A 22,832-nucleotide genomic window follows, 5' to 3' on the forward strand; every position below is an offset into this window, starting at 1 on the left:
GTGTAGCTTGACCTCTGCAACTCTGAATCGTATTTAACGCGGTGGGACACTGCAGCGGACATGCTGCGGAGCCGCTACTACAGGTTATCACCTGCGGTAGTACCCGGGGAGGCGGGGAGACGCTCCCACCCGGTGTGTCGCACCGTTACCTCGGCTTTGGACCCGGATCAGGTTGAAATCGATGGCCACTGGTGCACCGTTGCGTGAAGGCGAACGAGGGAACGCGGCCGAGGGCGAGCCCCGCGACCCCCTCTCGATCTCCCCTGAGGTCAAAGCCAACCTGAGCCTGCTCATCGTGGACGACGACCGTACCCTCCGCGAAGGGTGCGCCAGCGTCCTCCAGATGGACGGATTCAACGTCACGACGCTGGGGCGGGGCGACGAAGCGATCGACCTCGTGAAGCGGCGGCGTTTCGACATCGTGCTGGTCGATCTCTATATGACGCCGGTGTCGGGGATGGAGATCCTCAAGGCCACACTCGAGGCCTCGAAGGACACCATCGTCGTCGTGATGACCGGCAACCCGAGCGTCACGACGAGCATCGAGGCGTTGCGGGCGGGGGCGTGGGACTACCTCCCCAAGCCGTTCTCCGCGACGCACCTCCAGGTGCTCGTCGGTCGCGCGTCGCATGCCGTCATGGTCGCCCGCGAAACGCGCGACCTTCGGGTGCAGCTCTCCAAGCAGAGTGGCAACAGCGACAAGATCACCCTGCTCGGCGTCTCCCCCGCATTCCGAAAGGCCGTCGAGCTGGCGCGAAAGGTCGCGAGCACCGATGCGTCGGTGATGATCATGGGAGAGAGCGGAACCGGGAAGGAGGTCATCGCCCAGTTCATTCACGCCCATTCCCGCCGAGCCTCGCGTCCGATGGTGCCGATCAACTGCGCGGCGCTCCCGGAAGGTCTGCTGGAGTCGGAACTCTTCGGACACCGGAAGGGCGCCTTTACCGGGGCGGATCGTGACAAACCCGGATTGCTGGAGATTGCGAACGGCGGCACCCTGTTCCTGGATGAACTGACCGAGATGTCGCTCCCGCTGCAGGCCAAGCTCCTGCGCGTGATTCAGGACGGCGTGGTGCGGCGAGTCGGCAGTGAGAAAGAGGACGCCGTCGTGGACGTGCGCTTCCTCTCGGCGACCAACCGAACGCCGCAGGAGTGCGTGGCGAAGGGGACACTGCGCGAGGATCTGCTGTATCGTCTGCGCGTCGTGCCGATTCATCTGCCACCGCTTCGCAAGCGTCCGGAGGATATCCCGCTCCTCACGAACCACTTCCTCACGCACTACTGGGAGCGGCATCGCGGAACGGGCGAGGCGCAGCCGCGTGTGTCCGAGTCGGCGATCGAGTTCCTGCGTTCGCGTCCGTGGCGCGGCAATGTGCGCGAGCTGCAGAACGTGATCGAGCAGATGGCGGTGCTCACGGAGTCGGGTCACCTCGTCCTGCCGGACGATGTGCCGATCTACGACGATATCGGCACCGAGCCGGCGCAGGGCGGCTTCCCGCCCAACGTGATGAACGAGCCGTTCCACGTGGCCAAGGACAAGCTGATCGCGCATTTCGAGAAGGAGTATCTCGGGCAGCTCATCGCACGGGCCGGTTCGAACATGTCCAAGGCTGCGCGTCTGGCCAACATCGATCGCACGACGCTCTACCGTTTGATGGAGAAGCACGGCTTCCGGCGCGACGACATGAGCGCCCCGCTGGACGAATGACCTCGCAGGTCACCCTCTTACAGCAGCCGGTGAAGACTCAGGCGGGGAAACGAGGTAAGGGACGCGGGAGCGGGACTACATCAGGGAGTGAGGCTGCGATGCCGCCAGCGCCCCCGGTGGAGTCGGGCATCCGGGGCGCCACGTGGCGCGCCCTGACGGCTGCCGCTGCCGAGGTCGCGGCTTCGTGGGAGCCTGCCGAGCACGTGGCGTCGTCGGCGGTGGATGTGCGCGCTGCCCTGTCCGTCGTGCTCGAGTCGTTGCGGCGCACGGTCGCCGACCAGAAGGGCGACTTGGCCCGCCTGCCGGCGTTCGTGCCGGCTCGCCGGCTGCTCGAGCGTCTGCGTCGTGCCTTCCTGGTGCAGGCGGAGTCTCCCGATGTGCGTGCCGAGTCGGAAGAAGTCGTGCGCGTGCTGCGCGCCTTTGAATGGGTGCAGGAGGAGCTCGACGTGGACGCCGCGCATCGGTTTGCCGCGCGGCTGACGGGCAACGATGCGCAACAGCTCGTCGTGGAGATGGCGCACGACATGCGCTCGCCGTTGGGCTCCATCCTGATCCTCGCCGAACGCCTGCGGGCCGGTGCGGGTGGTGAGCTGGCGCCGATCCAACAGCGCCAGTTGGGGTTGATCTACAGTGCCGCCTTCGGGCTGAGTACGCTGGCGGGCGACGTGATCGAACTCGCGCGCGGCGGCACCACGCTGATGGATCAGCAGCCGATCGCCTTCTCCGTCTCCGATGTGTTGCAGTCGATCCTCGACATCCTGCGACCGATGGCCGAAGAGAAGCGACTGTCGATGCGTTGCACGGGGCCGACAGCTGATGTGCGCATCGGACATCCTGCAGCGCTCAATCGCGTCCTGCTCAACCTGGCGACGAACGCGATCAAGTTCACCAACACCGGCTCGGTCGACGTCTCGTGCAAGGAGCTCGATCGCACACGCGTCGAGTTTTCCGTGCGCGACACCGGGCGCGGGATCCCGCCGCACGTGATGAACAACCTCTTCGAGGCCTTCCGTCAGCGGCAGGTTCCGGGCGACTACGCCTTCTCGAGCGCCGGGCTCGGACTCTCGATCTGCCAGAAGCTCGTCGGCGCGATGGGCGGCGCGCTTGGTGTGGATACGGAGTTGGAGAAGGGGACACGCTTCCACTTCATCCTCGAACTCCCCCAGCCGGCGCGCATGTAGTGCTGGCGCCGCGTCCCATTCGCCGGGGCGCGCGAAGGAGCGGACGGCGCTGAGGTTGCGAGGGTACTGACCGTGCGCCGGCCTGTGTTCCGCGTTCTCCGCGGCGGCGCACTCTGGACGGATGCGCGGGCGCGCCGCAGCTTTGTGGCTCTCGCCGTACCTCCCACCTCGCCACGAGGGCAGCATGACCGACCGCCGGGCTTTCATGTCGTCGATGATGCGCGCAGGCGTCGCGCTTCCGACCCTTAGGGCGTCGGCCTTCTCGACCCTGTTTCGCGCCGAGGACCTGGTGCGCGACAAGTCGGCGCTCGCGGCCGCCGAGGACGAGGCGTACTGGTCGCAGATCCAGATGGCATTCGACGACGACCGGACGCTGGTGAACCTCAACAACGGTGGAGTCAGTCCGGCACCGTCGCACGTGATCGACATGATGCTGCGGGACATCCGGTTCTCGAACCAGATCCCGGTCGACCACATGTGGCAGGTGCTGGAACCCCGTGTGGAGACGGTGCGTCGCGACCTGGCGAAGATGTTCGGCTGCGACCCGGAGGAGATGGCGATCACCCGCAACGCCTCCGAGGCCAACGAGACGATGATCCTCGGGCTCGACCTCAAGAAGGGCGACGAGGTGATTGTCACGAACCAGAACTACGGGCGGATGATCACGACGTGGGAGCAGCGCGTACGCCGCGACGGGATCGTCCTCAAGCAGATCTCGTTCAAGGTGCCGCCGCCGTCGGACGACTACATCGTCGACCAGTTCCGCGCCGCCATCACGCCGCGCACGCGCGTCATCGAGGTCACGCACATCACCAACCTCACCGGGCAGATCCTCCCGGTGAAGAAGATCGTGCAGATGGCGCGCGAAAAGGGGATCGAGGTCTTCATCGACGGCGCGCACGCCTTCGCGCATTTTCCCTTCACGCGCGACGACCTGGACGCTGACTACTACGGCACCTCGCTGCACAAGTGGCTGCACGCGCCGATCGGGACGGGCTTCCTCTATGTGCGCCGGAACAAGATCAAGTCGCTCTGGCCGATGATGGGCGCCGCGGCCTCGCAGGACGAGAACATCCGCAAGTACGAAGAGATCGGGACGCATCCGGCGGCCAACCACAACGCGATTTCGCTGGCGGTGGCCTTCAACCGCGGGATCGGGATGGAGCGCAAGGCGGCGCGCCTGCGGTATCTTCGCGATCGCTGGGCCAAGCGCCTGCTGGCGGAAAACTCGCGCTTCCACGTGCTCACGCCGCTGGACGACACGCAGTCGTGCGCGATTGCCTTGGTCAACATCGAGGGGATCGAGACGCCCAAGTTGCAGCAGTGGCTCTGGCACAAGCACAAGGTGATGACGGTGGCCATCGTGCATCCCGAGTTCCACGGGCTGCGGGTGACGCCGAGCATCTACAGCACGCTCGACGAGGTGGACCTGTTCGCCGAGCTGATGCTCAAGGCGTCGCGCACGGGGATCGCGGTCTAGCCGCCATCGCACGGATGGTCGCCGACGCCTCGGCGAGCAGCGCCGACGAGCAGCCGTCGACTATTGGTGAGCTGGCCTGACGCGACCTGACACATTTCCCGCGCCCTCCACCGGCATTGCAGCCGACGGAGGGCGCTCGTCACGAAGGGGCGTACGCCCCACGGAGGAAGCACATGGCATCTGGAGCAAGTGGCGCGGGGCGCGGTCGACCATCGTCCTCAGCGAGCCGGGGGAAGCAGGGGGGGAGGGCGACGAGTGCGGCGAAGGCAACAAAGTCGGTGAAGTCGACGCCGTCGGTGAAGGCGGCCGCACCGCGAACGGCGGCGAGCGGCAGCACCGCCAAGGGGACCAAGGGGGCGAAGCCGAGCAGCGCACCGGTGCCGGCGCCGCTCGCCGAACGCTTTCACCGCTATGCGCTACCGCGCGTGGGCGAAGGGGTGAGGCACTGGCTCTTCAAGACCGAACCCGAGGTGTTCTCGTTCGACGACCTGCTCGCGGCGCCGCGCCAGACGACGTACTGGGACGGTGTGCGGAACTTCCAGGTGCGCAACTTCATGCGCGACCACATGCGCGTGGGCGACCTGGTCTTCATCTACCACTCGAATGCCGAGCCACCGTCGATCGTCGGCATTGCCCGTGTGGCGCGCGCGGCGTATCCCGATCACACGGCCTTCGACGCGGCCGATGCGCACTACGACCCGAAGAGCGACCCGGCGGCCCCCACGTGGATGATGGTCGACGTGCAGGCGGTGTGCGCGTTGCAGCCGGTCGCGCTTCCGGCGCTCCGTGAGGTGGCGGGGCTCGAGGCGATGGAGCTGCTGCAGCGCGGGAGCCGCCTCTCGATCACGCCGCTCACGGCAGAGGAATGGGCGATCGTGGAGCGCCTCGGGCGCGCGACGTAGCGGGGCGTCGCCGATGAACGGGAGTGGGCATGCGCGTCGCGTGCTCGGAGCGCTCCCGATGACGTGGTGCCACGAGCGGCGAACTCAGCCCCCACAGACCGACATGGTGCAGCAGACGGCGTGCTCGCGGCACGCCGCCTGACGTCGGGCTAGCGCGCGACTGCCGGTGCGGCGACGCCCGTTGCACCTGGCGCGGCGGAGACCGTATCACGCCCGGCGCGCTTGGACTGGTACAGCGCGCCGTCGGCGCGCTTGACCCACGCCGACGCGTCGTCGCCCACCGACAGTTCGGCGACGCCGATGGAGAGGGTGAGCAGCGGCGCCGCCGGGGCGTCGGGATCGACCGGCTCGCCAGCCGGCGGCGGCGGGAGTTCGATGGGGCGCAGCTCCTGCACCTGACGGCGCAGGCGCTCGGCCAGCAACTGCGCATTCCCGATCGCCGTCTCCTGCAGGATCACCGCGAACTCGTCGCCGCCGTATCGACAGACGAAGTCGACGCGACGGAGGAAGGTCTTGGACAGGACGTTGGCGACCTGACGGAGCGCCGTGTCACCGGCCGGGTGGCCGAACTGGTCGTTGATCCCCTTGAAATTGTCGACGTCGATCATCATCAGCGACGCCGGCTGCCCCAGCAGGGAATGCAGCTCGATGCTGCGCGAGATGTACTCGTCGAACGCCTTGCGGTTGGCGAGTCCGGTGAGCGGGTCGAGGGCGCTCTCGCGACGAGCGTCCTCGAGTTCGCGCCCGAGATTCTTCAGCTTGTCGGCCAACACGGCAAACTGCTGGCGCTGCCGCTCCTTGCGGTGCGCCATGAGCTGCTCCATCACCGACACCACGGCGAGCGCCTCGCGCTTGATCAGGTCCGTCGAGTTGCTGTCGACGGCGACCCGCATGCGCCCGAGGTGATCGCCGGCGATCCGCGATTCCTCGTGCTCTTCCACCACCACCTGATGGATGGCGGCGACGAAGGCCCACACCACCGAGCGCATGTCGTCGAGCGCGCGCGTGACGTACTTGCTCTCGTCGCGCCTCGTCTCGCCAACGAATTGGGAAAGCCCCTTCCAGTCGCGATAGAAGACACCGGCGGACGGGCGGTCGGCCGGGTGGTCGGGACGCGGCGATCCCATGGTCGCGTGCAGCATCCAGCCGTGCACCAGGCGCCGGATGTCGTCGCCGTTCCGGAAGTCGGTGTCGAAGGCGTACTTGCCGTACGTCTGCAACAGTCCACCGAGGGCGTCGAGGACGATCCCCGTTTCCTTGGAGATCGCGCTATTGTCTTCCGGCTCGGGCGCAGCTGGCGCCGGAGTGGGCGGCGCACTGTTACCGTTGCGTGCGGACTTGCCGCCGAAGAAGGACAACACGCTCATGTGCCGGGAGAGATACGACGCTGCGCCTGGCGGAGATGGAATCGGGAGACACGCGGGTGCCTTCGTGGATCGACAGATCCGTGTGAATTGAGTATCGGCGCACGACGCACTTTTCCGCAGCGTCCGATGTCCGGGCTGCGTCGGCGCGACCATCCCCGTGGCGACCGTGGCCGGCGTGGTGCGCCAGGTCACAGGCGGGGGGCGCGGTCAGGAGAGCCGGTTGACGAAGAGCCAGATGGCGCTGGCGAAGCCGATGGCGATGATCAGCTGCCGTACGCGTTCCTGGGCGACGCGCTGGGCGAGGCGCGAGCCGCCGTAGCCGCCGATCGCCGCGCCGAGGGCCATGGCGAGGGCCACGGGCCAGTCGACGAGGCCGCTGAAGGCGAAGGTGGCGGCCGCCATGAAGTTCGCGCACAGTCCGCCCCAGTTCTTGAGCCCGTTCATCCGGTGGATGTTGGTGAACCCCATGAAGCCGAGCGCGGCGAGCATGAGGATGCCGATCCCTGCCCCGAAGTAGCCGCCGTAGACCCCGACGAGGAACTGGTAGGCGAGCGCCGCCGGAGGGGGCGGGACCAAGGCGGGGTCGGGCGGCTCCGAACCGCCGTGATGGGCGGACGGCGCGTGTGCCCGCAACCATCGCATCGCGGGACGCTGAATGAGGAACAGCCCGGTCGCGCCGAGCACGAGCCACGGCACGAGGGCGTCGAAGCGGTCGGCCGGTGTGACGAGCAAGAGGAGAGCCCCCGCCAGCCCCCCGGCCAGCGACGGAATGGCGAAGCGGACGGCCCAGGCGCGCGCGCCCCGCAGCTCGCCGAGGTAGCCCAGCATGCTGCCGACGGCGCCGGGCCAGAGCGCCACGGTGCTGGTGGCGTTGGCGGTCAGGGCGGGGACGCCGAGGCCGATGAGGGCGGGGAAGGTGAGCAGCGTCCCGCCTCCGGCGACGGAGTTGACGGCCCCCCCGGCGGCGGCAGCGACGACGATCAGGGCGAGACGTGTGAGGTCGGCGGCCGAAGTGGAGATGTGGCGCTCCGCGGTGGACGAGAGTCAGCGTGAGTAGCGGCGACGGTGCGTGTGCTCCCCGCGCGGTTGCGGGAGGCCACGCCACGCCACGCGAGCGAAGAAAGCGCAGCGCACGCCGCTCGGCAATGTTGAGTGGTGATGCATTCGACTAGCTTAGAGGCCACCGCACGAAAGGTCGCCGGCGCGCCGGCGCTGTACGCCGGACAGGCGTCGCCGATCATTCGAGTGATGGCGTGTCGCAGGCACGTTCACCAATCCTCGTAGTGACATCAGCGGAGAACCGGGAAATGAGCACGACGGCGACGTCACAGGCGCCCCAGGCCAGCACCGATGCCCTCGAGATCCGCGACTCGCGGACGGGCAAGAGCTATTCGGTCCCGATCGTCGACGGGACGATCCGCACGAGCGACCTGAAGCAGATCAAGGTCGATGCGGATGACTTCGGCCTGATGGGGTACGATCCGGCGTTCATGAACACCGCATCGTGCCGCAGCTCGATCACGTTCATCGATGGCGACAAGGGGATCCTCCGCTATCGCGGCTATCCCATCGAGCAGCTGGCGGAGAAGGCAAGCTTCCTCGAGGTGGCGTACCTGCTGCGCAACGGGGAGCTGCCGACGCAGCCGCAGTACGACGAGTGGGTGAAGGACATCACGTTCCACACCTACGTGCACGAGAACATCAAGCGCTTCCTCGAGGGGTTTCGCTATGATGCGCACCCGATGTCGATGATGGTGGCCGGTGTCGCGGCGCTCTCGTCGTTCTACCCGGAGGCGAAGGACATCTTCGACAAGCGCCAGCGCGACATCTCGATCATCCGCCTGCTGGCCAAGGTGCCGACGATCGCGGCCTTCGCGTACCGGCACGTGAAGGGGCTCCCCTTCATCTATCCTGACAACGATCTGTCGTACAGCGAGAACTTCCTGTCGATGATCGCGCGCATGTCGGAGCCGCGCTACGAAGCCAATCCGGTCTTCGCCAAGGCGATCGAGATCCTCTTCATCCTGCACGCCGATCACGAGCAGAATTGCTCGACGAACGCGGTGCGCGCGGTGGGCTCGTCGCACGTGGATCCGTTCAGCGCCGTGGCTGCCGGCATTTCGGCGTTGTACGGCCCGCTGCACGGCGGCGCCAACGAGCAGGTGCTGCGCATGATCAGCGAGATCGGTGAACTGAAGAACGTCCCGGCCTTCGTGGAGAGCGTGAAGCAGGGGAAGGGGCGCCTGATGGGCTTCGGGCACCGCGTCTACAAGAGCTACGACCCGCGCGCCAAGATCGTGAAGAAGCTCGCCGACGAGGTCTTCGCCTCGGTCGGGATGGACAAGGACCTGGAGATCGCGATGGAGCTGGAGCGCATCGCACTCTCCGACGACTACTTCATCTCGCGCAAGCTCTACCCCAACGTGGACTTCTACACGGGGCTCATCTACCGTGCGATGAAGTTCCCCACCGACTACTTCACCGTACTGTTCGCGATTCCGCGCGTGGCCGGCTGGCTGTCGCAGTGGGAAGAGATGCTGCTGGACAAGGAGCAGAAGATCGCCCGTCCGCGCCAGATCTACACGGGCTACGACGAGCGCCCGTACGTGCCGACGCTGGACCTCAGCAAGAAGGTCGGCAAGTTCTAGTCGATCGACGGCGTTAGGCAGCGGCACACGCACATGGGGGAGGCGCTCATCGCGCCTCCCCCGCTGTGCATCTGGCGGGTGCGGAATCGCGCGAGGCGTCTCGCTACCGCGCTGAGGTCTCGGCCGCGCGTTCGGCTTGCCGCGTGGCGCAGACGCGTTGCACGGGGCATCGGGCGCAGTGGCGCACGCGCGCCGTGCAGACGAGCGCCCCCAATTCCATGATCGCCTGGTTGTGCGTCCACGCGGTGTTGCCGCGCGCGGGGAGGACCGCTTCGGCAATGCGCCAGAGCTGCGCGAGGTCGCGCGGTCGCTTGGGATTGCGCCTGGGGGCAAAGACACGCGCCAGCACGCGGGCCACGTTCGTGTCGACCAGCTCGGCCCGCGCCTCGAACGCGAATGAGGCGACAGCTCCCGCGGTGTAGGCCCCGACGCCAGGGAGCGCGCGCAGCTCGCCCGGGTCGCATGGGAGCGCTCCATCGCCATCGCGCGTCACGTGTCGCGCGAGCGCGTGCAGGTTGCGGGCGCGGGCGTAGTAGCCGAGGCCTGCCCAGGCCTCGAGGACGTGCTCCTGCGGCGACTCGGCCAGGTGGTGGAGCGTGGGGAAGCGGTCGAGGAACCGGTGATAGAAATCGACCACGCGCGAGACCTGCGTCTGCTGGAGCATGAGCTCCGAGACGAGGATACGGTACGGATCGCGGGTGCGACGCCACGGCAGGTCGCGCCCATGACGGCGGAACCAGGTGCGCAGCCGCTGGGAGAAGTCGCGGGCGACGGCAGGGGGAGGGAGCGTGACCGCGCGCTGCGTCGCGCGTTGTGGGCGTGTCGCGCGATGCTTCGTCGCCACCGTGCTCGCCGCCTTCGTCGCCACCCGTTTCGCCGACGGGGGCTTCTTGCGCGCCGTCATCGGATGGAGTCGAGGAGACGCTGGCGCGTGAGCGAGAGTCGGCAGGCGGGCATGGTCGCGAAACCTAACAAGACGCCCCGCCTCCCAGCGAGGGGGGCGGGGCGCCGAGTGCTGTGGAACGAAAAGACGTGGTGCCGAGCGGTACGTCGTGGGGCAGCGCTAGTACTTGGCCACCGACGGGTCGACATCGTCGGCCCAGCGGAGGATGCCGCCCACCACGTTCCAGACGCGGGTGAAGCCCGCGGCTTGCAGCTGTCGGACGGCCTTCGCGCTGCGTGCGCCGCTGCGGCAGTGGATCACGATGTCGGTCGCGCGATCGAGCGACGAGATGGCATCGCCGAACGTTCCCAGCGGGACGAGGCGCGCCCCGGGGATGCTGGCGATCGCGTACTCGTGGGGATCGCGTACGTCGAGCAGGACGAAGTCGTCCTGTCGCGCGAGCTTCGCCGCGAGCTCGGTCGGGGTGATCTCCAGGACTGGTGCCTCGGTCGGGGTCGCGCCGATGCCGCAGAAGGCGTCGTAGTCGACGAGCGCTTGCAGCTCACGGGTGCCGCAGGCCGGGCAGCTCGGGTCGCGCTTGATCTTCACGGTGCGCTGCCGCGCGCCGAGCGCGTCCACGAGGTTCAGGCGCCCGATGAGCGGCTCGCCGATCCCGAGGATCAGCTTGATCGCCTCGGTGGCCTGCAGGATCCCCACGATCCCCGGGAGGATGCCGAGTACACCGCCCTCCGCACAGCTCGGGACCATCCCCGGAGGCGGCGGCTCGCGGTAGATGCAGCGATAGCACGGCCCCTCGGCGGTGCAGAAGACCGAGACCTGCCCGTCGAAGCGGAAGATCGAGCCGTATACGTTCGGGCGGCCGGTGAGGACGCAGGCGTCGTTGACCAGGTAGCGCGTCTGGAAGTTGTCCGTCCCATCGACGACGAGGTCGTACTGGCGAATGAGCTCCAGCGCGTTGGCCGACGACAGGCGGATGTCGTGCGGCTCGACCGTCACGTGCGGGTTCACCTCGCGCAGCCGGTCGACGGCCGACGCGAGCTTCGTGCGCCCGACGTCGCTGGTGCCGTGCAGGAGCTGGCGGTGCAGGTTGGTGATGTCGACGCGGTCGAAGTCGACGATGCCTAACGTACCGACGCCGGCTGCGGCAAGGTAGAGCGCCGCGGGGGAGCCAAGGCCGCCCGCGCCCACGAGGAGGACGCGCGCCGCCTTGAGCTTGCGCTGCCCCTCGACCCCAACCTCGGGGAGGAGCAGGTGGCGCGAGTAGCGCACGAGTTCATCGCGCGTGAGTTCGGGGAGCGTATCGCCCTCGGAGGTTGCGGTAGTGGGGTCGAGCGTCGCCGACATGTTCAGCCTCCCGCGACGGCCGGGACGATCGTGACGTCATCGCCGTCGGCGACCGTCGTGTCGAAGCCGCCCACGAGGCGCACGTCTTCGTCGTTCAGGTAGAATGTCACGAAAGGATACGGCGCACCATGCGCGTCGCGCAGGCGCGGCGCAAGCTGCGGGTACCGGGTTACGAGCTGGTCCAGGGCGCCGCCGACGGTCGCGCCGTCGATCTCGATGGCGCGGGTGCCGCCGACGTGGGCGGCGACGTTGCGGAGCCTGGGCGCGATGGTTGGGGCGTCCAACACGGTGTCCTGCACGGCCTCGACGGTCTCGAGGCCATGGCCGGAGAGGCAGACGACGACCTCGTCGTCGGGGAGGAGCTTGCCCTGCTCGGCCAGCGTGATCGTGGCGCCGAGCGTGACGCCGCCGGCCGTCTCGGTGACGCGGTCGGTCGTCTCGGCGAGGAGCCGAATCGCGGCGACGAGTTCGGCGGCGCGCGCTTGGGTGAGTCCTTTGCGCAGTTTGGTCGGCACGGAGCGTCCGGCCATCGGCGTCACGACCGCCGTGGGGAGCCGCCAGCCAAGCTGCTCGGCGATCTCGGCGATCTCGGCGATCTCGGCGCTCTCGGCACGCCTTGGCGGAACGAGGGTGGTGCTCATGCCGCGATGCTGCCGGCGGTGGCGCCGACCAGTGCGCGTGAGGCCACCAACAGGTCGCCTAGTAATGCAGACGCCGTGCGGGCACCACCGGCGCCGGCGCCATACCAGACGAGCGGACCGGCGAGCGCGCTGTGGACCTCGACCACGTTGACGACATTCTCGGCGCGGGCCAGGACGTCATGCGGGTGCAGGATCTTGGGTTCGACTCGCAGGTGCAACGTGTCGTCTGCCCATGCCTCGGCGACCAGGCGAACGCGGCTCCCGTGCTCGCGCGCCACACGCACCACGTCGACGATGTTGCCGTTGATTCCCTTGGTGTCGACGTCGTGCACCGTGATCGGTCGACGCCAGGCGAGCGTCGCGAGGATGGCGAGCTTCGCCGCGGCGTCACGCCCGCTGAGATCGGCCTCGGCATCGGCCTCGGCGTAGCCGTGCTCCTGCGCGAGGAGGAGGGCATCGCGGAAGCGTGCGCCGCGTTCGATCTGCGTGAGGATGTAGGTCGTGGTTCCGTTCAGGACGCCGCGCACGTTGTGGATCTCCTCACCGTCCAGCGAATCGCGCAGCGCCCGGACGATCGGGAGGGCGGCGGCGACGGCGGCCTCGCAGTGCAGGAGCGGATGCCGATCGGCGAGCGCTTGCAGCAGCACGCGATCGCCGGCAATGGCCTGTTTGTTGGCGGAGACCGCAGCGGCACCACGAGCGATGGCGCGGCGCAGCCATGTGGCGGCGTCCGGAGAGCCGCTGGCCTCGACGACGAGGTCGACCGATGCGTCGTTGGCGAGCGATTCGGCGTCGTCGTGGATGCGCACGCCGGCCAGCGTGCCGCGGTGCCGATCGGGATGGCGGACTGCGACCTGGGTGAGCCGCAGGCGCGCGCCGAGGCGTTGCGCGAGGCGTTCCTGGTTGGCGTCGAGGGCGGTGGCGAAGGCGGAGCCAACGGTGCCGTTGCCAATGAGCCCGACGCGGAGGACGGGTAGTGCCATGGTGCCTTTTCTCCCCCACTCGCCGGACTCGCAGTCGGGGACACAAAAAAGGCCCGACGGCAAAGCCCCCGGACTGAGTGGCTTTTAGCGAATTGTTTTACGTGGCCGCAAGTTGCCTTAAATCGCCACGAGCTTCAGTTGTGACCGCATGCTAAGGCGCCCGTTTCGGGGGCGCAAGGGGGGAGTCTCGGCACGGACCGCTGGGACTCAAGCGGGGCAGACGGGAGCGCTACGAGACTTTCCGCGTCTTCTTTCGCAGGAAGTCCATCAGGATGTACTGGCCGAGCGTCATCGTGTTGGTGAAGTAGGCCTTGCCGCGACAGATCGACGAGACGTGCTTCACGAACTCCACGAGGGCACGGTCGCGGGCGAGCATGAAGGTGTTGATCACGATCCCGTTGCGCCGGCAGTTGGCCACCTCGCGGATCGTCTCCTGAATCACGTACGCATCCAGCCCCATCGAGTTCTTGTAGATCTGCCCGTTAGGCATGGTGAGGGCGCTGGGCTTGCCGTCGGTGATCATGACGATCTGGCGCATGTCCTTCTTTTGCGCCATCAGGATGCGGCGCGCAAGCTTGAGCCCTTCGGCGGTGTTGGTGTGGTAGGGGCCGACCTGCGCGTGGGCGAGCGTGGCGATGGGGATTTCTTCCGCCGAGTCGTGGAAGAGGACGACGCGGATCGTGTCGCCGGGGAACTGCGTGCGGATGAGGTGCGTGAGGGCGAGGGCGACCTTCTTGGCGGGGGTGAAGCGGTCCTCGCCGTAGAGGATCATCGAGTGCGAGCAGTCGAGCATCAGGACGGTCGCGCACGACGAGCGGTACTCGGCCTGCCGCACCATCAGGTCGGGGTAGTCGATATCGAGCGGCGATTCGAGCGATCCGGTGCGCGCGAGGGCGTTCTTGAGCGTCTCGTTGACGTCGAGGTTGAGCGTGTCGCCGTACTCGTAGGGCTTGCTCGAGGCGTCGGCCTCGATGCCGGTGGCGAGGAACGGGGTGTCGTGGCTGCCGACCGACGACTTGCCTAACGACCCCAGGATGTTGCGGAGCGACTTGTAGCCCAGGAAGTCGATCCCCTTGTCGGTGAGGCGGAAGTTCACGTCGCGCGATGCGGCGCGCGCGAGGCCACCGGGGCCTTCGACCGCCTCGTGCGAGTCCGGCACCTCGGGCGGGGCCTCGAGGTTGAGGTAGCCCTGCTCCATGAGGCGCTTGACGATGTCGTCGAGCAGCTTGGCCAGGGAGGCCTGCGCGTCCTCGTCGTCGTCGCCGGGAGCGCCTTGAGCATCTCCGGGGTGAACTGCCCGCTGTCGATGAGGGCCTGCAGGATGGCCTGCTTGAGGGCGTCGAGCGAGCGGTCGCCGTCTTCGCCGGTCTCGCCCCAGAACGGGTGGTACTGCTGTCCGCCCGCGAAGCCCGACTGCAGCAGGAAGTCCGACAGCTGCTCGAGCAGCGACTCGAGGTCGACCGCGTCGGCGGCCTCGGGGGAGAACTTCGTGTAGGTGTGGGACTTCATGACCACCTCGCTCGAGACCGGGGGCGCAGACGGGGCTGCGCCAGACATACGATACAACACGGGATGCGGCTCCGGCGATCCCTCGAACCCGAGGCGGAACGGGGAATCCGTCACACACGCCGTCGCCGGCGTCCTGGCTGGCCCCGGGCGTCGACGCAGGGTGAAGGCGACCCGGCGACTATTTGCGGGAGGGCCTGTACTTTACGGCCGTGACGACCCCTCGCCGCGCCGTGAATCCGTTCCGGGTGCTCCTCACCCACGCGAACTTCCGTCGCTTCTGGGTCGGGCAGACGCTGTCGCTCATCGGGACGTGGATGCAGTCGATGGCGCAGGGGTGGCTGGCCCTGGAGCTGTCGAACAACGCGTTCATCGTCGGGCTCGTCGCGGTGAGCGGGTCGCTCCCGATCCTCCTCTTTTCGCTGCACGCCGGCGTGATGGTGGACCGGCACGACAAGCTGCGGTTGGTGAAGATCGCGCAGAGCCTCCTGCTCTTCGAGGCATTGCTGCTCTGGTACTTCACCTGGTCGGGGCACATCAACATCCCGGGGTTACTGGCGCTCGCGCTGTTCGGCGGGGCGATTGCGAGCATCGAGATTCCGGCGCGTCAGTCGCTGATGATCGACCTGGTGGGGCGTGACGACCTGCGCGATGCGATCGCGCTCAACTCGTCCGGCTTCAACCTCGCCCGCATCTTTGGCCCGGCCATCGCGGCGGCGATCATCGCCAAGTTCGGGTTGGCCTGGTGCTTCGGAGTGAATGCGCTGAGCTATCTCACCGTGCTCATCGGGCTGTCGCGCATCACCCTGCCGCCGCGCGCCGTCGTGGCGGTGACGCTCTCCCCGATGGAGGGAATTCGCGAGGGGTTGGCGTACGTCGCGGGCAATCGTCGCGTACGCGGGCTCATCGAGGTCATCACCGTCTTCTCCATCCTCGGCAACCCGTACCTGTCGCTCATGCCGGTGATGGCGCGCGACATGTTGGGACTGCAGGCGGATGGCTACGGTGTCATCCTGTCGGCGGTAGGGATCGGGGGGTTGGCGGGAGCGTTGGCGCTGGCGGCGTCGGCGCCGCGGTCGCGCGGGCGCCTGCTGGCGAGTTCGTCGTTCGTCTTCGGGGCGCTGCTTTTCGCCCTGTCGTTCGTACGATCGCCGCACGTGGCGTACGTCCTGTTGCTGTTCATCGGCTTCGTGATGATCGTGAACAACGCGCTGGCCAACACGCTGATGCAGTCCATCGTGCCTGACGAGTTCCGCGGGCGATTGATGGCGATCTACTCGCTCATCGTGGTCGGGCTGCCGCAGGTGGTGGGGGCGTTCGGCGGCGGGGCGGTGGCGCGCGCCTTCGGCGTCGACGCGGCGATCGGCGGCGCGGCGCTGCTCATGCTGGCGTACGGCTGGTGGGCGTTTCGCCGATATCCCGACGTGCGGGAACTGTAGCGGGCTGAGACGGCGCCGCCGCCCGCTGGCGGGGGGCGGGGGGAGGAGGCACTTTCGGGCGTCTCCCACTCCTTGAATCGTCCGATGCCCCAGCTCTACTCGCTCGCTCCCGCGCGCCGGCGCATGGCGCCGCTCGTCCTCGCGCTCAGCCTCGTCGGCGCCGTCGCACCTTCGCTTGCCGCGCAACGCACGCGCCCCACCGTCGCACCGGCGGGGCCGGCGATCGATTCCGCGGCGTGGGCATCGCTGCGCTGGCGACACATCGGTCCCGAGGGAAACCGCGTGACCTCGGTGGCCGGCGTCGCCGGCGACCGCACGACGTACTACGCCGGCGCCGCATCGGGCGGACTCTGGAAGACGAGCGACGGCGGCAATAGCTGGCAGCCGGTCTTCGACGACCAGCCGGTGTCGTCGATCGGGTCGCTCGCCACCGCACCGTCGGACCCGAACGTCGTCTGGGCCGGGACGGGCGAGCCGTTCATCCGCTCGCACATTTCGATCGGGTGGGGCGTGTGGCGCTCGACCGATGCCGGAAAGTCGTTCACCCGCATGGGGCTGGAGCAGACCGGGCGCATTGCGCGCATCGTGGTGCACCCCACCAATCCCGACCTCGTCTACGTCGCCTCGTTAGGGCACAGCTACGGGCCGCAGGCCGAGCGCGGGATCTATCGCACGACCGACGGCGGCAAGTCGTGGGAGAAGGTCCTCTTCGTGAACGACAGCACCGGGGCCTCGGACCTCGTGATGGATCCCAACAACCCGCGGATCCTCTTCGCCGGGATGTGGCAGGTGCAACTCAACACGTGGGGGCGGTTCTCGGGCGGGGCGGGGAGCGGGATCTGGATGTCGCGCGACGGCGGGACGACGTGGAAGCGCCTGACGGGGAACGGGCTCCCGACGACGCCGATGGGAAAGATCGGACTGGCGATGTCGAAGGCGAACTCGAGTCGGGTCTACGCGCTCATCGAAGCGGGCGACGGACTTCCCGCGGTCAACGTTGCCGACACCACGACACGCGGACGCCTCTGGCGCTCCGATGATGGCGGGACCACCTGGCAGGTGGTGAGCTACGACCAGCAGGTGGCGGGGCGCACGCACTACTACAACCGCATGACGGCGATGCCCGACAACGCCGACGAGGCGTACTTCCTCACCGCCAACTGGGCCAAGACGCTGGACGGCGGGAAGACGATTCTCGATCCACCATTCAAGGAAGTGCCCGCAGGCGATCACCATGACGTCTGGGTCGACCCGACCAACGGCCACCGCATGATCGTGAGTCACGACGGTGGCGTCTCGATCACCGAGAATCGCGGCAAGTCGTGGCGGCGCATCCAGCTCCCCATCGCCCAGATGTATCACGTGGCGGTGGACAATCGCATCCCGTACAACGTCTACGGCAACCGGCAGGATGGCCCGTCGACGCGCGGCCCGTCCAACAGCAAGATGGGCGACTACGGGATCACGCGTGGCGCCTGGTCGTCGGTGGGCGGCGGAGAGTCCGGGTGGGCCCAGCCCGACCCGGTCGACACCAACCTGGTCTGGTCGAGTGCCTCCGGCTACGGATCGGTAGGCGGGATCGTATCGCGCTGGGACTTGCGCAGCAACCAGTCGACGCCGGTCGAGGTGTGGCCGCAGGGGACGATCGGGCACGCGGCCGACGAGGTGAAGTACCGCTTCGTCTGGACCTTCCCGGTCACGATCTCGCCGCACGATCACAACAAGCTCTACGTCGGCTCGCAGCACGTGCACGTCACCACCAATGGCGGCCGCTCGTGGCAGGTGATCTCTCCCGATCTCTCGCGCAACGATCGCGCGCGCATGGTGCGCTCAGGCGGCCTCACCCCGGACAACATCGGCGTCGAGTACTCGGGGGTGGTGTTCGCCATCGCCGAGTCGCCGCGCACGGCGGGGGTGATCTGGGCGGGGACGAACGACGGCAAGTTGCACCTGACGCGTGACGGCGGCGCCAACTGGACCGACCTCAGCGCCAACCTCCCGGGGGCACCGACGTGGGGGACGATCTCCAACATCGAGGCATCGCGCTACGACGACGGGACGGCGTGGCTCTCGATCGACGCGCACCAGGCCAACAACCGCGATCCGTTCATCTACAAGACGACCGACTTCGGCAAGACCTGGACGCTGCTCGTCAACGGCATCCCCAAGTCGCCGCTCTCCTATGTGCACGTCGTGCGCGAAGACCCGGTGCGGCGCGGCCTGCTGTACGCCGGGACCGAGAACGGGGTCTATGTCTCGCTCGACGACGGCGCCCGCTGGCAACCGCTCAACAACAACCTGCCGCACGCGCCGGTCTACTGGATCGAGGTGCAGCCGCACTTCAGCGACCTGGTGATCGCCACGTATGGGCGCGGCTTCTGGATCATGGACGATATCTCGCCGCTGCGTGCCCTGGCGCCCCAACTCAAGGCGCAGGGAGCGGCGCTCTTCGCGCCACGACCGGCCTATCGCTTCCTCCCGGTCGAGGTCCCGTTCGCCGACTACGACGATCCGGTCACCGGGACCAATCCTCCGTATGGCGCCGCGCTGAACGTCTGGCTCACGGATGCGGTGAAGGACTCGCTCGTCCTGTCCATCGCCGACGCCAGCGGCCTGGTGGTGCGGCGGCTGGCCTCGATGGGGAAGCCGGGGGTGAACCGCCTCTGGTGGGACCTGCGCAACGAGCCCACGAAGGAGGCGAAGCTCCGCACGGAGAACCCGTACGCGCCCGACGTGCGCTATCCGCCGGAAGGTCGCGCCGCGCCGGGCGTGGCACGCTTCAACATGCTCGTGCCACCGGGGCGCTACACGGTCACGCTCACGGTCGGCGCGCACAGCTCGTCACAGCCGCTCGAGGTGCGCAAGGACCCGGTCTCCGGGGGGAGCGAGGGCGAGATCCGGCAGCAGGTCGAACTCGCCCGTGACATCGCCCGCGACATCGACGCGGTGGTGGACATGGTGAACACGCTCGAGATCGTGCGCAGCCAGGCCGCCACGATCAAGGCGTCGTTAGGTGACGACAGCACGATGGCTGATGTGCGCGTGCGAGCTGACTCGCTCGACAAGGCGATGCGGGCGGTCGAGGAACTGCTCGTCCAGCTCCGCGTCACCGGGCGCGGGCAGGACCTGGTCCGCTACCCGTTCCGCCTCAGCGAGCAGCTCATCTATCTCGGCCAGAGCGTGACGTCGTCGGATTTCGCCCCGACCGAACCGCAGCGTCAGGTGCAGGCCGTGCTCAAGGAGCAGCTGCGTCAGGCGCGCGCGCGTTTCGACGCCGTGATGGCCGGCGACCTCGAGGCGTTCCGCCAGCTCCTGCGCGCACGCAACGTGAAGAACGCGCTCATCTCCTGAGCACGCGTGTTCCCTGACGACACGAAGGGCCGGCCGCCCGCAGGCGACCGGCCCTTTGTGTCTCGTCGTGCCGCGACGCCGTTACGACGCTGTCTTCCGCTTCACCACGGTGAGGCTCAGCGAGGTGGGGTACTTCGCCGAGTGATGCACCTTGTTGTGCGCCACCGGCCCCGACGTCTCGTCGAAGTTCTTCCCGCCGGTGTTCATGTTGCGGTCGAAGCGCGGAAAGTTGGAGCCGGAGACCTCGATGCGCAGGCGGTGCCCGGCCTCGAAGTAGTTGGAGGTCGTCAACGGACCGAGCTTCACCTTGTACACCTTGTCCTTCTCCATCCACACGACCTTGTCGTACCCCTCGCGATAACGCGCGCGCTGGATCGTCTCGTCGAGGTTGTAGGCACGCCCATCGGGATAGACGTCGATCAGCTTGACCGTGAAGTCGGTGTCCTTGACGTCGGTGGAGACGTACAGCGTCAGCTCGACGGGGCCACTGACCTCCATCCCTTCCTTCAACGGTTCGGTCGTGTAGACCAGGATGTCGTCGCGCTGCTCCATCTTCTGCTGGTCGAGCGCTCCGCCCACCACGGCGTTGCCGGTGCAGCACACGTTGCCGCCGTATGACGGGACCGGGTTCATCGGGTCGTAGCTGAAGGCGTCGGGCTTGTCCACCTTGGGCGGCTTGGTCGTGAGGACGCCGTCGCCCTTGGCGGTGTTGGCATTGCCGCCGCTGGCGAGGAAGTAATTCAACGTCTCGGCGCCCGCCGGCGGCCAGCTGTCCGCCGTTTGCCACTTGTTCATCCCCATCGTGTAGTAGCGCACCTTGGGGAGCGTGTCGAGGAGGGCGCTCTTCTCGCCCTTGAGGAAGATGTCGAACCACCCGAAGGTGAGCGCGTCGTAGTCGAGGCGTGCATCACCGACGCTGCGTTCACCGACGATCGTGTTCTCCGTCGCCCGCTTGTAGGCGCAGTGCAGCGTTGGCGCGATCACCGCGTACTGCTGGTTGGCGATCTCGGGGCGCGCGGTCTTTCGCACGTGGTTGTACGTCGCAAGGTTGGGCCCCACGGACACGTCATACCAGGACATGAACCAGAGTCCCGGGACGTTGATGCGCATGTCATCGTGGAACAACCCGCCGCGATACCAGGCGGAATCGTTCGGCGTGCGCTTGATCATCGCGCCGCCAGTCGCAATGCCCGGCATCGAGTCGGCGAAGACGCCGCGCGGCCCGTCGACCGCCTTGAGGATGTCCATCGACGGGAGCGTGCGAAGCCCCTTGCTCCAGTCGACGGGTGGGAGCTGTTGCGCGAGGTCGAACGACTTGGAGAACCGGATGCGCTCTTCCTGCGTGAGGTTGGGTGGCATCATCGGGCGGACCTGGTTCTGCTCGCCGTACAGCCAGGCGATGAACAGCATCTGCACGGCGCCACCGCGATACCAGTTGCCCTGCTCGTAGTAGGGCCCGACCCGCCCGACGCCGGCTCCGAAGCCCTGCGGGATGATCGTCCCCAGCCCCGGCGGTGACTGCGCGGCCACCGCCATCTGCCATTCGGCGGTCGAAGAGCAGCCAATCAATCCGACCTTTCCATTGGCCCACGACTGCGTGGAGATCCACTGGATGGCGTCATATCCGTCGGTGATCGGCGGGCCGAGGATGTCGTAGTTCCCTTCGGAGAAGAAGTGGCCGCGTTCGTTCATGACCACGTAGGCGTAGCCGCGCTTCACGGCCTCGAGCTGCTGGCTCATGTCCGACGGCGCGCCCAGCCGCACGTCCCACCAGTTGAAGTTGTACGGCGTGCGCACGAAGATCGCCGGTACCTTGCTGCTGGCGCTCTTGGGCCGATAGATGTCGGCCTGCATCTTGAGCCCGTCGCGCATGACGACCATCACCTTGCGGTCGACGACGGCGATGCGCTGCAGTTCGCTCTCGAGCGAATCGCGACGGGCGCGGAGCTGGAGTTGGTTCGCTTGCTGCGGGGGCTGGGCCCCCGCCGCGACCGTGGCGAGCAGGAGCGGCGCAACGACGGCGAGCCGAAGGAGAAGGACGCGCATGGACTGTCGGGCGAGTGGGAGAGGGACGAACCAGGGTGCGCTCAACGCTCATCCGGGCGCGGCGCGCTGCAAGAGGGAAACGTCCGCTCCCCGTATAAGGTTGAGGCAAAGACGGCCCCGCGCTCGCACGGGCACGCCGAGCTCGGGTGGCGCCCCCTAGGGGATGGCGGTCCGGCGAAGCGCCTCGATCTCGGCCAGCATCCCGGCGACCTGCGCCTCGACCACCACGCGTCCCTTCTCGCGCGTGGCCAGCGTCGCATTGCCGAAGGTCCCCGTGCGCGACCACACCTTGCCGTCGCGTGCGGCTACGACGGAGTCGCGCGTGAGACCTCCCGCGCCGGGGTGGTAGTCGTCGGGGGCCTTCGCCATCTGCACCACTTCGGGATGCATGTACAGCATCATCGACGTCTCCATCTCGTCGGCGTGCGTCCCTCCTGCCTGCCGCCGCACCGATTCCTCGGCGGCCTTCCCGATGTTCAGGATGTCGGTGTACCGCACGACCAGGCCGCGCGCGGTGAGCGAGTCGCGCGCCGGTCCCAGGGCGCGGAGCGTCGAGACGCCCGTGTTCAGGAGGTAGAAGCGTCGCGGCCCGTGGGCGGCAATCGTGCGCACGATGTCGATCACCATGTCGCGCGCGGTCTCCAGGCGCAACGTCGTAGACCCGGCGTACTCGACAAACGATGGATAGAAGTGGTAGTTAAGCGTGGGATAGAGCACGACCTTGGTCGAGGCGGCGACACGCTGCGCGAAGTACTCGGCCAGGAGCCAGTCGTTGTTGAGCGGGAGGTGAGGGCCGTGCTCCTTGGCCTCGGCGCCGATCGGAATGACGACGATGGTGGCGGTGTCGAGGCGGGCGATGGCCTCCGTCCAGGGGAGTTCGGCGATGCGGACGCTCCCGACCGCGGCCAGCGCACGCTGCTCCTTCGTGCTGTGCGCGTTGGTGGTCGCGCGCGCCTGCGCGCCGGCCCTCGTGCTCAGCGACGCGCACAGCGCCGCCCACAGCGTGACCACGGTTGCGAGCGACCGCCGGTGTGAACGGCGCGGGGAGGGGAGGAATCGGACGAGCGGCATCGGTGGCCAGGGCAGAAGGAGGTCGTCGGAAGTTGCCAGCTCTCCGCTCGCTGTCAACGAGTGGCCAGCACGATTGCCGATCGCCGGACCCCCGGGCATCTTCGTCGCCGCACCACGCCCCCCGTTCGGGTGTTCGCCTGCTCCTTTTCGACTCGTCCGATGTTCGCGTCCCGCCTGCGCCACCGTCCCCTGCTGACCCTCGCCCGGCTCCTGCTCGCGGGGAGCGCGGCGTGCGCGTCGCCTGGCGCGACCTACAAGAAT

15 protein-coding genes, 1 pseudogene and 1 riboswitch are annotated in these 22,832 nt (G+C 67.8%); of the genes and pseudogenes, 7 read left to right on the top strand and 9 right to left on the bottom strand.

Going from position 1 to position 22,832, the window contains the following annotated elements; genetic code table 11:
• Nucleotides 1–181: 181 nt before the first annotated feature.
• From IPN47_04530 to IPN47_04545, 4 genes are all read left to right on the top strand, one after another.
• Nucleotides 182–1,708, top strand: coding sequence for a sigma-54-dependent Fis family transcriptional regulator (locus IPN47_04530; protein MBK9407313.1), 1,527 nt, complete (start codon nucleotides 182–184; stop codon nucleotides 1,706–1,708).
• Between the two features lie 98 nt (nucleotides 1,709–1,806).
• Nucleotides 1,807–2,889: a HAMP domain-containing histidine kinase gene (locus tag IPN47_04535; GenBank protein ID MBK9407314.1), complete on the top strand. Its 1,083-nt coding sequence runs from the start codon at nucleotides 1,807–1,809 to the stop codon at nucleotides 2,887–2,889.
• 217 nt (nucleotides 2,890–3,106) lie between these two features.
• Entirely contained in the window at nucleotides 3,107–4,369 is a 1,263-nt protein-coding gene (locus tag IPN47_04540; protein MBK9407315.1) for an aminotransferase class V-fold PLP-dependent enzyme, read from the top strand.
• 437 nt (nucleotides 4,370–4,806) lie between these two features.
• Nucleotides 4,807–5,271: an EVE domain-containing protein gene (locus IPN47_04545; GenBank protein MBK9407316.1), complete on the top strand. Its 465-nt coding sequence runs from the start codon at nucleotides 4,807–4,809 to the stop codon at nucleotides 5,269–5,271.
• A gap of 149 nt (nucleotides 5,272–5,420) precedes the next feature.
• On the opposite strand, the gene IPN47_04550 is transcribed toward IPN47_04545, so the two are convergent.
• Entirely contained in the window at nucleotides 5,421–6,638 is a 1,218-nt protein-coding gene (locus IPN47_04550) for a GGDEF domain-containing protein (protein ID MBK9407317.1), read from the bottom strand.
• 207 nt (nucleotides 6,639–6,845) lie between these two features.
• On the bottom strand, nucleotides 6,846–7,658 hold the full coding sequence (locus tag IPN47_04555) for a sulfite exporter TauE/SafE family protein (protein ID MBK9407318.1): 813 nt from the start codon (nucleotides 7,656–7,658) through the stop codon (nucleotides 6,846–6,848).
• A gap of 287 nt (nucleotides 7,659–7,945) precedes the next feature.
• Between IPN47_04555 and IPN47_04560 the strand changes: the two genes are divergently transcribed.
• On the top strand, nucleotides 7,946–9,286 hold the full coding sequence (locus tag IPN47_04560; protein MBK9407319.1) for a citrate synthase: 1,341 nt from the start codon (nucleotides 7,946–7,948) through the stop codon (nucleotides 9,284–9,286).
• Between the two features lie 103 nt (nucleotides 9,287–9,389).
• Here the strand turns inward: IPN47_04560 and IPN47_04565 are convergent, their stop codons facing one another.
• The 5 genes and pseudogenes from IPN47_04565 to IPN47_04585 all read right to left on the bottom strand — a co-directional run bounded on the left by IPN47_04565 (nucleotide 9,390) and on the right by IPN47_04585 (nucleotide 14,667).
• Nucleotides 9,390–10,190, bottom strand: coding sequence for an A/G-specific adenine glycosylase (locus IPN47_04565; GenBank protein MBK9407320.1), 801 nt, complete (start codon nucleotides 10,188–10,190; stop codon nucleotides 9,390–9,392).
• Nucleotides 10,191–10,349: 159 nt separating this feature from the next.
• The gene (gene moeB / locus IPN47_04570; protein MBK9407321.1) at nucleotides 10,350–11,534 is read right to left on the bottom strand and encodes a molybdopterin-synthase adenylyltransferase MoeB; all 1,185 of its coding nucleotides are present in this window, start codon (nucleotides 11,532–11,534) and stop codon (nucleotides 10,350–10,352) included.
• A 2-nt stretch (nucleotides 11,535–11,536) separates the two neighbouring features.
• Nucleotides 11,537–12,064 carry a MoaD/ThiS family protein gene (locus IPN47_04575; GenBank protein ID MBK9407322.1) on the bottom strand — a complete coding sequence of 176 codons (528 nt, stop codon included), beginning with the start codon at nucleotides 12,062–12,064 and terminating at the stop codon, nucleotides 11,537–11,539.
• A 107-nt stretch (nucleotides 12,065–12,171) separates the two neighbouring features.
• On the bottom strand, nucleotides 12,172–13,158 hold the full coding sequence (locus IPN47_04580; protein MBK9407323.1) for a homoserine dehydrogenase: 987 nt from the start codon (nucleotides 13,156–13,158) through the stop codon (nucleotides 12,172–12,174).
• 65 nt (nucleotides 13,159–13,223) lie between these two features.
• A riboswitch (SAM riboswitch) is annotated at nucleotides 13,224–13,297 on the bottom strand.
• 90 nt (nucleotides 13,298–13,387) lie between these two features.
• Nucleotides 13,388–14,667: pseudogene (locus tag IPN47_04585) on the bottom strand (VWA domain-containing protein).
• Nucleotides 14,668–14,876: 209 nt separating this feature from the next.
• Between IPN47_04585 and IPN47_04590 the strand changes: the two are divergent.
• Nucleotides 14,877–16,103 carry an MFS transporter gene (locus IPN47_04590; protein ID MBK9407324.1) on the top strand — a complete coding sequence of 409 codons (1,227 nt, stop codon included), beginning with the start codon at nucleotides 14,877–14,879 and terminating at the stop codon, nucleotides 16,101–16,103.
• Nucleotides 16,104–16,187: 84 nt separating this feature from the next.
• Nucleotides 16,188–19,454 (top strand): sialidase, encoded by a 3,267-nt coding sequence (locus IPN47_04595; protein ID MBK9407325.1) that lies wholly within the window; start codon nucleotides 16,188–16,190, stop codon nucleotides 19,452–19,454.
• Between the two features lie 81 nt (nucleotides 19,455–19,535).
• Here the strand turns inward: IPN47_04595 and IPN47_04600 are convergent, their stop codons facing one another.
• Both IPN47_04600 and IPN47_04605 read right to left on the bottom strand, forming a co-directional pair.
• Nucleotides 19,536–21,500, bottom strand: a complete 1,965-nt coding sequence (locus tag IPN47_04600) for a CocE/NonD family hydrolase (protein MBK9407326.1) — start codon at nucleotides 21,498–21,500, stop codon at nucleotides 19,536–19,538.
• A gap of 156 nt (nucleotides 21,501–21,656) precedes the next feature.
• Nucleotides 21,657–22,571: a creatininase family protein gene (locus IPN47_04605; GenBank protein ID MBK9407327.1), complete on the bottom strand. Its 915-nt coding sequence runs from the start codon at nucleotides 22,569–22,571 to the stop codon at nucleotides 21,657–21,659.
• Between the last annotated feature and the right edge of the window lie 261 nt (nucleotides 22,572–22,832).

It is taken from the genome of Gemmatimonadota bacterium (assembly GCA_016719105.1).
Taxonomy (GTDB): domain Bacteria; phylum Gemmatimonadota; class Gemmatimonadetes; order Gemmatimonadales; family Gemmatimonadaceae; genus SCN-70-22.

Coding starts and splice junctions, on each gene's coding strand:
- IPN47_04530 (MBK9407313.1), top strand. CDS start 182: ATGGCCACTGGTGCACCGTTGCGTGAAGGCGAACGAGGGAACGCGGCC.
- IPN47_04535 (MBK9407314.1), top strand. CDS start 1,807: ATGCCGCCAGCGCCCCCGGTGGAGTCGGGCATCCGGGGCGCCACGTGG.
- IPN47_04540 (MBK9407315.1), top strand. CDS start 3,107: ATGCGCGCAGGCGTCGCGCTTCCGACCCTTAGGGCGTCGGCCTTCTCG.
- IPN47_04550 (MBK9407317.1), bottom strand. CDS start 6,638: ATGAGCGTGTTGTCCTTCTTCGGCGGCAAGTCCGCACGCAACGGTAAC.
- IPN47_04560 (MBK9407319.1), top strand. CDS start 7,946: ATGAGCACGACGGCGACGTCACAGGCGCCCCAGGCCAGCACCGATGCC.
- IPN47_04565 (MBK9407320.1), bottom strand. CDS start 10,190: ATGACGGCGCGCAAGAAGCCCCCGTCGGCGAAACGGGTGGCGACGAAG.
- moeB (MBK9407321.1), bottom strand. CDS start 11,534: ATGTCGGCGACGCTCGACCCCACTACCGCAACCTCCGAGGGCGATACG.
- IPN47_04575 (MBK9407322.1), bottom strand. CDS start 12,064: ATGGCCGGACGCTCCGTGCCGACCAAACTGCGCAAAGGACTCACCCAA.
- IPN47_04580 (MBK9407323.1), bottom strand. CDS start 13,158: ATGGCACTACCCGTCCTCCGCGTCGGGCTCATTGGCAACGGCACCGTT.
- IPN47_04595 (MBK9407325.1), top strand. CDS start 16,188: ATGCCCCAGCTCTACTCGCTCGCTCCCGCGCGCCGGCGCATGGCGCCG.
- IPN47_04600 (MBK9407326.1), bottom strand. CDS start 21,500: ATGCGCGTCCTTCTCCTTCGGCTCGCCGTCGTTGCGCCGCTCCTGCTC.
- IPN47_04605 (MBK9407327.1), bottom strand. CDS start 22,571: ATGCCGCTCGTCCGATTCCTCCCCTCCCCGCGCCGTTCACACCGGCGG.